The 8,952-nt window shown below is 44.4% G+C and carries 14 protein-coding genes; 12 read left to right on the top strand and 2 right to left on the bottom strand.

The features are described 5' to 3' along the window. The first annotated feature begins 210 nt into the window (after positions 1 to 210). The 10 genes from JFN88_RS09610 (at position 211) to JFN88_RS09565 (ending at position 6,113) form a co-directional block, all read left to right on the top strand. Positions 211 to 501 (top strand): hypothetical protein, encoded by a 291-nt coding sequence (locus JFN88_RS09610; protein ID WP_199019114.1) that lies wholly within the window; start codon positions 211 to 213, stop codon positions 499 to 501. 19 nt (positions 502 to 520) lie between these two features. Next, complete coding sequence (locus tag JFN88_RS09605) at positions 521 to 2,239, top strand: DNA cytosine methyltransferase (protein ID WP_199019113.1); 1,719 nt, start codon at positions 521 to 523, stop codon at positions 2,237 to 2,239. Positions 2,240 to 2,328: 89 nt separating this feature from the next. Continuing rightward, positions 2,329 to 2,577, top strand: a complete 249-nt coding sequence (locus tag JFN88_RS09600) for a hypothetical protein (protein ID WP_199019112.1) — start codon at positions 2,329 to 2,331, stop codon at positions 2,575 to 2,577. Between the two features lie 148 nt (positions 2,578 to 2,725). After that, entirely contained in the window at positions 2,726 to 3,307 is a 582-nt protein-coding gene (locus JFN88_RS09595) for a hypothetical protein (protein WP_199019111.1), read from the top strand. Between the two features lie 309 nt (positions 3,308 to 3,616). Then, positions 3,617 to 4,105, top strand: a complete 489-nt coding sequence (locus JFN88_RS09590) for a helix-turn-helix domain-containing protein (RefSeq protein WP_199019110.1) — start codon at positions 3,617 to 3,619, stop codon at positions 4,103 to 4,105. Positions 4,106 to 4,154: 49 nt separating this feature from the next. After that, the gene (locus JFN88_RS09585; RefSeq protein WP_199019109.1) at positions 4,155 to 4,409 is read left to right on the top strand and encodes a hypothetical protein; all 255 of its coding nucleotides are present in this window, start codon (positions 4,155 to 4,157) and stop codon (positions 4,407 to 4,409) included. 31 nt (positions 4,410 to 4,440) lie between these two features. Beyond that, on the top strand, positions 4,441 to 4,773 hold the full coding sequence (locus JFN88_RS09580; RefSeq protein ID WP_199019108.1) for a hypothetical protein: 333 nt from the start codon (positions 4,441 to 4,443) through the stop codon (positions 4,771 to 4,773). Beyond that, complete coding sequence (locus JFN88_RS09575; RefSeq protein WP_199019107.1) at positions 4,770 to 5,171, top strand: hypothetical protein; 402 nt, start codon at positions 4,770 to 4,772, stop codon at positions 5,169 to 5,171. Before JFN88_RS09580 ends, JFN88_RS09575 begins: the two co-directional genes overlap by 4 nt. A 141-nt stretch (positions 5,172 to 5,312) precedes the next feature. Continuing rightward, complete coding sequence (locus JFN88_RS09570; RefSeq protein ID WP_199019106.1) at positions 5,313 to 5,738, top strand: hypothetical protein; 426 nt, start codon at positions 5,313 to 5,315, stop codon at positions 5,736 to 5,738. A 15-nt stretch (positions 5,739 to 5,753) separates the two neighbouring features. Next, positions 5,754 to 6,113, top strand: a complete 360-nt coding sequence (locus JFN88_RS09565) for a hypothetical protein (RefSeq protein ID WP_199019105.1) — start codon at positions 5,754 to 5,756, stop codon at positions 6,111 to 6,113. A 623-nt stretch (positions 6,114 to 6,736) separates the two neighbouring features. Here JFN88_RS09565 and JFN88_RS09560 read toward each other — a convergent pair. After that, positions 6,737 to 7,228, bottom strand: coding sequence for a YhjD family protein (locus JFN88_RS09560; RefSeq protein WP_199019104.1), 492 nt, complete (start codon positions 7,226 to 7,228; stop codon positions 6,737 to 6,739). A gap of 602 nt (positions 7,229 to 7,830) precedes the next feature. On the opposite strand from JFN88_RS09560, the gene JFN88_RS09555 reads away from it, so the two are divergent. Beyond that, a complete protein-coding gene (locus JFN88_RS09555) occupies positions 7,831 to 8,106 on the top strand; it encodes a hypothetical protein (protein ID WP_199019103.1) in 276 nt (91 codons plus the stop codon). Positions 8,107 to 8,181: 75 nt separating this feature from the next. Then, the gene (locus JFN88_RS09550; protein ID WP_199019102.1) at positions 8,182 to 8,493 is read left to right on the top strand and encodes a DUF5983 family protein; all 312 of its coding nucleotides are present in this window, start codon (positions 8,182 to 8,184) and stop codon (positions 8,491 to 8,493) included. 133 nt (positions 8,494 to 8,626) lie between these two features. Here the strand turns inward: JFN88_RS09550 and JFN88_RS24490 are convergent. Then, the coding region (locus JFN88_RS24490) for a hypothetical protein (protein ID WP_233167658.1) at positions 8,627 to 8,952 on the bottom strand (326 nt) is incomplete at its 5' end.

Here is an 8,952-nt window from a genome sequence, read left to right as displayed (position 1 = left end):
AAAACGGGCTTTGACGGCTACGTTATACGGATGTACCTTGATAACTCCATACGCACCTTGCTTGCATGACGCCATCTGTCTGCGCTGGGCCGGTAAACCTTTAAGGATTCCGCTCATCGCCGCTAGGGCTAGACTGGCAAACGATGCCGGATGCAAGGGGGGCGGGCGGGGGTTCAACGGGGGGCAAATAAATCGACAGGAGATGACAATATGTTTTGTATGGAGTCAATTACTAATTACATGGTGAGGATGAATGAGGGAGCAGAAACCCCGGAAGAAAAAAAATTCATCGCGGATTTTCTGAATAAGTTTGCTGGTACGGGATCTGTCAATTGCCAAACAATAATTGATTACATGATGCAACATACAGATTTAGAAACGCCGCATGAGATCGTAAGGCTAGTTAAAGATTTCATGATTCTTCAAGAGTTTGGTCAGTTTGATATTGATGATGATTCGGAAGAAAGTGATGATGACGAAGATAATGATGGATACTGGTGATAAACAGGGGGAATTATTCATGGTCGTAGATGTAAACGAAATTCAATATAAAACAGCAGCAGTCTTGTTTGGAGGGATCGGCGGCGAGTCCGCTGGTCTGCTTCAATCTCAAGTGGAGTTTGGAGGGAAAATCTACCGTTTCAAACTTCTTTGTTCGATTGACAGTGACCCGGTTGCCAACCGCAACCATGACCTTATAACCGGGGAGAAAACGGCGGTCACAATAGACTTATTCCAACGCTGGCAATATGAAGCTTGGCATGGTCATGCCCCGCCGGACGACTGGCAAGAGGTAACAGCGTGGGATGTATGGCAGGCGTTCAGAGAGCAAGTTCCCTTCTTCTTGTTCCTCAGCCCGCCGTGCAAGGGTCTGAGTGGGCTGCTGCCGCAGGAAAAGTCAGCGAGTGCCAAATATCAGGCGCTTAACTATCTGACGGTTCACGGGCTTGAATTGGCCCTGCAAGCATGTTTGGAGTATGGAGGCAAATTGCCCGCAATTATTCAACTCGAAAATGTCCCTCGTATCACTAGCCGGGGCAAACCGCTTCTGAAAAAGATTAAGAAGCTCCTTGAGAAATACGGCTATGCGGTCAGCATCCGTGCTGACCACAATTTAGGGGAGATTGGAGGTCTTGGCCAAAATCGCGTTCGGTTTCTGATTGTAGCGCGACATGAAGCTCAGATCCCGAATGTTATCTACTATCCGAAGAAAAAGCCGATTCGAACGATCGGGGATATTATCAAGGATCTGCCCGCTCCCGGAGACACAGAAGCAGGTGGCCCGCTGCATGGGCTTCCCCGACTGCAATGGAAAACATGGTTACGACTGGCGCTCATTCGTGCAGGTGGGGATTGGAGGGATCTGAACTTTGTGGATTTTGAAAATCTTCGGGTCGCTCACGAACCACGCTCTGGCGCGTTTGGAGTAGCAGACTGGAATAAAGCTTCCGGGGCAGTTACCGGAACCGCAGGACCGGGCAGGAGCAATGGAGTCACTGCCGTATCGGATCCGCGCCTGCAGATCAATGGCAACGGGAAATCTAACCTGTTCCGAATTCAGTCGGTGGATTCTCCCGCAATGTGTGTAACGGGGGCGGTTGGGCCAAATCAGGGTGCTGGCTGTATAGCAGATCCGGCGCTCACGGAGAAGCCAGGACGGCATCCGGCGCAGTACCGAGTCATTTCAGTTGATCAACCAGCTCCTTGTGTGACCGGGACAAGATTCGGCAGCGGGGCGATAGCGATTGCAGATTCAAACATTGATAAAGATCCGCAAATCATCGAGGACCTTCGCCTCTACACATCACCCCGCGCAGACACAATGGGGGTTCAAAAATGGGATCAGCCTAGCAAGACTGTTACGGGCAGCATGGATGTACATGCCGGAGCTGCAGCCATTGCAGATCCGCGCCCTATTCCGAAAGATAACGAAAAAGGAATATGGACGATTATCTCTCTTGATGGCACATGGCATCGCCCGATGACCACCTACGAGTTGGCCATGCTGCAGAGTTTTCCGACCCATTTGCCGGATGGCCGCCCGTTTCAATTGGAGGGCTGCACGGATGCAAAGGCTCGGGAGTATATCGGAAACGCAGTTCCGAGAGATTCTTCCATAGAAATGGGAAATATGTTCCTACTTGCAGCAGCCGAAGCGGAAGCCCAAATCAATTTTTCCTTGAGTTGGGATCCAATTTGGGTAGCTCCAGAAGAAGAATATACCGAATTGATACACTAGCCTATGTCTATCAGGTAACTAGATCTAAGGGGCATCTCCTGTCCCTTAGCAACCTGTAAACCTTGGCTGCGAGGTTTACAGGAGGAACCATGGACAGATTGCAAGAAATACGCTTGAAGTTTAACCGGTCATTTGAGCAATGCTTGGATCAGGAAGGGGAGCGGGCTACATTTTATGCCAAGGTCACAGATTTGATTGCTGCCGTCCTGGCTTATGAGGCTCTCCCTATTAAAAGTCTGTTTATAATGGCTGGCTTTGAAATGATGTATTCTTCCAGTTTGCAGGAAATTCGATGGCTGGAATTAGAGTTGGGCAACAAAGGATTAATATCTTTATAGGGGGTGAGTGAATCAAATAGACGAGTTGCAGTTGCATATAAAGAAAAAATGAGGATTAATCAAATTATACGCTTTTGTATTTACAAATAGTATAATTAATGATATAATAAAATTAACAAATAGAAGAGTTATAGAAAGGAAGTTGAATATGAAGAAAAATTTTGAATCGCTTAAAGAAGTTTCTTTTGAAGGAAAGACTCTGTACAACGGCGGTTATGCAGGTGGCAAAGATGATACTAAAGCTAGAAAAACCCAGTTCTACGTGGATACTGTGAAAGTTGGTGAACATGCAAACCACTATAATGTAATTTGGGATTTCGAAGATTTCTACAAAAATGAAGAAGCCAAAGCTTTCGAATGGCCATTCCCTCATGCTATATCATTTATAGAAAAAAACTATCTGGAGAGCAATTTTTGGCAGCATTACTCGTCTTCGGAATTTACCCCACTAAACCAAAAAGTTTCGTTGGGAACCGAAGTTTTAACTCTAGTCAACAGACCTGTAAAATTCGGTTCATTAGCTGGATCGCTGATTTATCATGGGGCAGCAATAGATGCAAATGGTTACGTCTATCATGTTTACTGGAACATGTATAACATGTTCGATCCGGAAGAAATTGTAATGACCGTGGATAATAGTAGATACTGCACTTCATGCTTAAAAAAGTGGACACACAACAGCGAGAACGATGCATGTAAGCATGAGTGGGTAGATACGTTAGAGATTTAACCCGATTAAGCTGGCAGGGGGAATTTTGAGAGAGACTTTACCAGCTTCGCAGTTTTTTGAAAGTTAACATTCAAAATTGATTAGGGAGTTAATCCAATGTGGATGCAATCAAAAAGTGGGTTATGGCATAAAGCCGGGGCAGTAATTAAGCCTTACGGACCCATTTCAAAATGTAGGAAATTCAATTTCGGGAAAGTAATTTTTCTCAACGGTGCAGAGGAAGAAACACCGCCGCTTGGAGAAAGAATATGCCAACGCTGTTTAAAGTCAAAATAGCATAGACCCTTCGGGGTCTTTTGGGAGGAAACTATGAATAAAAAAGAAAGAAGTTACAGAGGATTAGGCCGTGCTTTGGCCATTGTTGTTCAAGGCGAAAAAAAATCCATAGCATGGTTAAATAACGCGATGACGTTGCCGCTGTTCTATTTTGCGGAAGCCCACACAGCGGCGATAAAAAGAAAAAAAATAAATAGGGTAATGAGTGACCGATTGATGGCCGTATTGGACGAAGTAGAGATTGAGCAACTTGACCACAATCCATTACCCGTGGCAATGCAAGTCGTTGTGCAACTCGCTTTTGATAAACAGAGGTATGTTGATAGCACCCCGTTTTCTAAATTGCTGACGGGTGCACTAGAAAGGAAAACAATATCACAAACCGAGCTGGCTGCTATAATGGCCATTCCACAATCAAGAATTTCGGAACACTGCAACGGAAAAGTTATGCCGCGGAATTCTCAAATAAAAGAATACGAGGACGCCCTCGGAGTGGAACGCGGCAGCCTTGGGGGATATTAAAAGATATCTTTGAATTTAAAATAACTTTGAATGTGGGGAGAGAATCGGAATGAGATATTCAGTATGTGCGTTTCAGGAAATCGAAACAATTGCAGGGCCAGACGAAAGGCCGATTCGGCCTATTGATGCCGGGACATCAGAAAAGGCAGAAAAAATAGCCAGGGAATTGTACAAGGAGGGTGAATACAGTTCCATTTACATTCATTACACACATCCATCCTCAGATTGTTACTGGAATCCGGGTGTTGGATTTGAACCGGTCGCCAAGAATTGGTTGAGACATTTTGAGGATGAGGCAAATTAAATTCACAGGGACAGGAAGGATGAAATTGAGGATGAGGCAAATTAAATTCACAGGGACAGGAAGGATGAAATACAGCTCCTATAATTCACGGAGATATGGGAAGCCATGGGGAGCCGTTATAAAATTCGTTGGAGCAAAACCGCAATATGATTTTCAAACCGGTACATACATTGGCGACGAAAAAGGCGGCTTAGTAATCATTAATTGTGTTTCAGGAGATGTCATAGCTTCTGGACAAAAGGAAAAACGCGGAAGGAATACAAGCAACACCTGGTATATTGTGCAGGATGATGGTTCATTACTTCCTGCTAATAAAGAAGAAGCCTATATGCACTATAATTCCAAACAGGAATTGCAGTCATGAAAAAGCAACTAAAAGTATTGGTATATCTCGTACTATGCATTCTATATGCATTTTCAGCAGATATATTTGCTTCTTTTGAAGAAACTTGGTTTCTAAATAAAGGGCAAATAAGTAATGGCTTACGCCTACCTGTAATGAGTGGGGCTTTTGTCATATTCATTTTAATACTTGCAGGTGCGTTTGGACTTACAAGCAGAATGCCTTTAATTGTGGCAGGAGTAATTGGTGCTGGGACTTTGGGTTTCATGGTTTTCGGTTTCGCTCCAATTGGAACAAGCATTAACGCATTTCAAATACTTTGGTTTGGGGCATCTACAATAAACTTGGCGGTTATTACCATACTCTTGTTCTTGGCTTCAATTGGAATCATAAAAGAACATCACCTTGAAGGATGGTAAAAAAAAGAATCCCCGGAGATGCTGACTCCAGGGATTCTCTCTGAATCATGAAGAATACGTTTCAACCAACGCTCTCATATTGAAAGCGACCAAATAACTTTATTTCCGGCTACAATTTATATTTTGACGGGTCAAATCCCCATGACGGAATTAGCTATCTATTTTCTTATTTTCCTTGTTGTAGTTGTTTTACTTACCATCGTTGAATATAAAGTGAAAGGAGACAAATCAACTATGAACAAGAAAACAACATCTCACGAAATCTTCGCGGGATTCGATAATATTTCCAACCATGTTAAACGGTGTTATCTAAATAAATATACTTTTTCCAGTATAAAATCAGATTCTGTAGCAACGCTGGATCTTTACTACCTGGATCAGCAAAATAATCCGATTTGGTTAAATGTGTGTGTTCGGAATGATTTCTATGAAATGCAACTACTGGATTCAAAGATTGATGAAATTGAGAGTTGTCAATCAATTGATCCGCAAATTGTTATGGATTGGATCGATGTTAAACTAAGCGCTGCTACTTCGAAATGCGAGTTTGAAGTTTTTATATCTTAAAGGAGGCGCACATGAATGAAAACAGTGGAGCAACCTTTTCAATGCGTTGTTTGTGAAGCGCCAACACAGCATAAAGGTGAGTTGTGCGATACTTGCGAATCAGAAGTGCGGGCGGAAGAAGCAAAAACGCTTTCTAATCTCAAAAAAATGATTCGTACAGCAAACAAGGCAGTTGAACGCCAGGGCTACGATCACGGGGAAATCGAGTTAGCAGCTATTGCTAGGGTTATGGATGCCGTAAGTATGGTATCCACCGATTCCCGTGGCAAGCTTTACGGGGATGATTTAACTCAATTTTTCTCAGCTCGACAAATCAGAGTTAAGACGGCGGGGAAGCTATATCGTTTGCCTATGAATTGCAAAATAAAGGCGTAGAAGCCTCAAGTGGATCTCCTAGTCGGGTTAACATCCGAGTTGAACCAGCATAACTATATAAATCGGCTCTTCGGATTATATGGTGGAATGAAACTTTTTTTAAATCCAGTATTACTAGAAAATGGAGAACTAGAGTGAGAGAGGAGCGATCATAAATTAATCTAAATAGAGTAAACGAATTATTGCATCAAAATGGGCTGCGTATTGAACGTTCATCTATGCTAAGAGCAAATGAGGCAATGTTGGTGGACCACAAGTATATTCTCATCTCAAATGACTTTTCGGACCAATCCATAGAATATTGTTATACAGTAATTATGAGTTACAACAATTCTATGCATCGAGCCGAATAGAGTACAACAGAGGATATAAAAGCAGAGTTCCCTTCATTTTATGGGACGAAGCTAAAGCCTGGTATGAAGCCTATAAGATTCTAAAAGGTAATTCATTTGCAATGAGCCGTTTTTATAAATATGCATTCCAGCAATGGATTTCGTATCTCAAATGGATAAAAAAGAGAAAGTAAATGGGCAGGTTGCTGGAAGTAATAATTCCGTTTTCCACCACAAATTCCGAATACCCTATAAATCAAGCCCTTCCTAGCATCCAGGAAGGGCTTTTGTTTATTCTTCATCGTTTACTTTACTAAATAATGCCTTGCCGTAACTCCCAATCCTTCGCGTTATTTCTCCCCTGGCGTATTCCCGGGTCATTTGAAATTCGTCCTGGACTCCACGACAGTTGTATCGATACCGGGCCAGCCCGTCCACTTTGTCGATTTCTTTTACGTATATACCGGCATTCTTTAGTGCTTTTTTTGTCCGGCTGCTATCCTCAAGCACCTTGAGCTGCAGCGCATTTAGAACGATTAGATACCAGGGTTGCAATGTCTGCTTCGACTTCGCTAGTTCTTTCCGGTTTGCATCAATCATTTGGAAGATCATAGCTAAAATCGCGTTATCATGCAGTAAAATCATTTCTTCTTTTGTCGGCGGCTCGATAACCGCCATCTCGGCCTGCTCCCGCAGCGCCAAATACTGCTCCCGGTATTCCGGAACCATCATCCTCATGGATTCCCATCTGCCATTCCCGGTCAGCTTCATAGATTCCTTCATGGGCTGCTCACTCCTGTTCAGGTAGTATCATCATTATATAGAAACGTATGTTCCCATGTCAAAGATATCATTCCTTATGACCGGTGGGGCTGATGCAACAGGCTCTTAGAGAGCACAAGACGCTCTCTAAGAGCCTGTAAGCCCCGCTGCGGGATTACTCGGTGCGATAACGAGAGCGGCTAAAACGGGGGCACTACGCCCCGTCTAAGCCGCTCTACGTTCCTGCACTTCGTTTTACACCCCGCACGGAGCCAAAACATTCAAAATTAAACCCTGGACCTATAAGGAAGCCTTCCTCCCGCTGGTCGGAAGCCGCGGCCCTTTTTGCTCACTTCCCGCTTTTTCCACGATACTACAGCCCGCCTGCAGGTCAAGGGGTGCGCTACGCCGCTGCGGTAAATGCTCCCTTCCGTTGGTCGGTCCGCTTGATCCTCGCGCCCCTTGACCAGCAGAGCCATCTACCCACCAAACGCCGGACAATTCACCGGCGTCCGTGGCCCCTAGATGGCGATTGGGCCGCCGTGTATTCACACGGCTCTGTAGTATGCGTGAGCCAGCGGCAAAGCTATTGGCCGCCAATACAATTCATGGAGGAATGAAACATGGTAGAAAATCAGAAGAAGGAAACACCCAAAACGCTGTATGTCATCAATTTATGGGATGGCAACGCCCTGTGCAGTTACGTTGTCGTGGAAGAAGATATTCAAAAAGCATCTGAGGTTGCAAAGAAGCTTCGGATAGAGGACAGAACGGAAGATGAACGTACTGATTCGGATCCGCAAATCGATTGGGATTTGTCTTATGATGCTACAGTTGCATCGGATCGTAACGGCAGCCTGTACGATATCCTCGTTACGCCTACAAAATTGATCGTTTGATTTGTCTATGCAACTAACCTTTGGCCGGGAATTCCGATCCCGGCCTCCAAATACCAAATGAGGTGAAGAAGAAAAATGAATATTCAAAGTGAAAGTGTCATTCAGAAAATGTTGGTCATTTCCACAGCTCACATTGAAAAAGAAACCGCAGAATGGCTGTCTGATACAGCTATTGACGGTGGGGAGCTTGTGGTCTATGAGAAAGGAGAGTACGGTTTCCACATTCATGTGGATCCGGACGAACAGAGCGAACAAGATGTAAAGGAGAAATCGATTCCGGAAGAACTTCTTCCCATCATTTCATTGGCGCGGCAGCTTGGCTGTGATTGGATTGTGCTGGACGCTGACGCATACATAATTGAGGAATTAGAAGTTTTTGAATGGTAGTATTAGGTTCAAAATTGTACAAGAACACTTCAAAGCCTGCGGTGGCGTTGAATATTTCACCATTGAAGGAGTCGGAAAGTTTGAAGCAAAAGCATGTTCCAAACTCTACGAAGTAAAATTTTCAGGTATTGGATTAAAAATGGAAATTCAAGAGAAGAAATGATTGAAACACTATGACCCGGTTACCACGGTTCATAGTGTTTTTTTGTTCTTGCTGCTCATTCAGCGCAGGGCAAACACCGGCCAGGATAAGAGCAGAAAGAAACAAGATCCAGGATGAAAGAGCCGCCGGAAAAGGAAACCTTCCTCCCTTTGGTCGGAAGCCAGAACAAAGCCCCGACCCCTCCCAGGCAGGGTAGCGAGGCCGCAAGGCGCGCATTCCGTCATCAAGACATCCGTCCAACTGCACCGTCAAACAAAGCCTGCCATAACGCCCCTGGATGTGCAAGGGTGGCTGCC

The organism is Paenibacillus roseus (assembly GCF_016424485.1).
GTDB classification, from domain to species: domain Bacteria; phylum Bacillota; class Bacilli; order Paenibacillales; family Paenibacillaceae; genus Paenibacillus_D; species Paenibacillus_D roseus.
This window is presented reverse-complemented; position numbering and strand designations above follow the sequence as displayed.

What these genes read in the sequence shown, in the direction of transcription:
- JFN88_RS09570 (WP_199019106.1), top strand. Translation starts at nt 5,313, where the DNA reads ATGACGGAATTAGCTATCTATTTTCTTATTTTCCTTGTTGTAGTTGTT.
- JFN88_RS09585 (WP_199019109.1), top strand. Translation starts at nt 4,155, where the DNA reads ATGAGATATTCAGTATGTGCGTTTCAGGAAATCGAAACAATTGCAGGG.
- JFN88_RS09595 (WP_199019111.1), top strand. Translation starts at nt 2,726, where the DNA reads ATGAAGAAAAATTTTGAATCGCTTAAAGAAGTTTCTTTTGAAGGAAAG.
- JFN88_RS09580 (WP_199019108.1), top strand. Translation starts at nt 4,441, where the DNA reads ATGAGGCAAATTAAATTCACAGGGACAGGAAGGATGAAATACAGCTCC.
- JFN88_RS09610 (WP_199019114.1), top strand. Translation starts at nt 211, where the DNA reads ATGTTTTGTATGGAGTCAATTACTAATTACATGGTGAGGATGAATGAG.
- JFN88_RS09560 (WP_199019104.1), bottom strand. Translation starts at nt 7,228, where the DNA reads ATGAAGGAATCTATGAAGCTGACCGGGAATGGCAGATGGGAATCCATG.
- JFN88_RS09555 (WP_199019103.1), top strand. Translation starts at nt 7,831, where the DNA reads ATGGTAGAAAATCAGAAGAAGGAAACACCCAAAACGCTGTATGTCATC.
- JFN88_RS09550 (WP_199019102.1), top strand. Translation starts at nt 8,182, where the DNA reads ATGAATATTCAAAGTGAAAGTGTCATTCAGAAAATGTTGGTCATTTCC.
- JFN88_RS09575 (WP_199019107.1), top strand. Translation starts at nt 4,770, where the DNA reads ATGAAAAAGCAACTAAAAGTATTGGTATATCTCGTACTATGCATTCTA.
- JFN88_RS09600 (WP_199019112.1), top strand. Translation starts at nt 2,329, where the DNA reads ATGGACAGATTGCAAGAAATACGCTTGAAGTTTAACCGGTCATTTGAG.
- JFN88_RS09590 (WP_199019110.1), top strand. Translation starts at nt 3,617, where the DNA reads ATGAATAAAAAAGAAAGAAGTTACAGAGGATTAGGCCGTGCTTTGGCC.
- JFN88_RS09605 (WP_199019113.1), top strand. Translation starts at nt 521, where the DNA reads ATGGTCGTAGATGTAAACGAAATTCAATATAAAACAGCAGCAGTCTTG.
- JFN88_RS09565 (WP_199019105.1), top strand. Translation starts at nt 5,754, where the DNA reads ATGAAAACAGTGGAGCAACCTTTTCAATGCGTTGTTTGTGAAGCGCCA.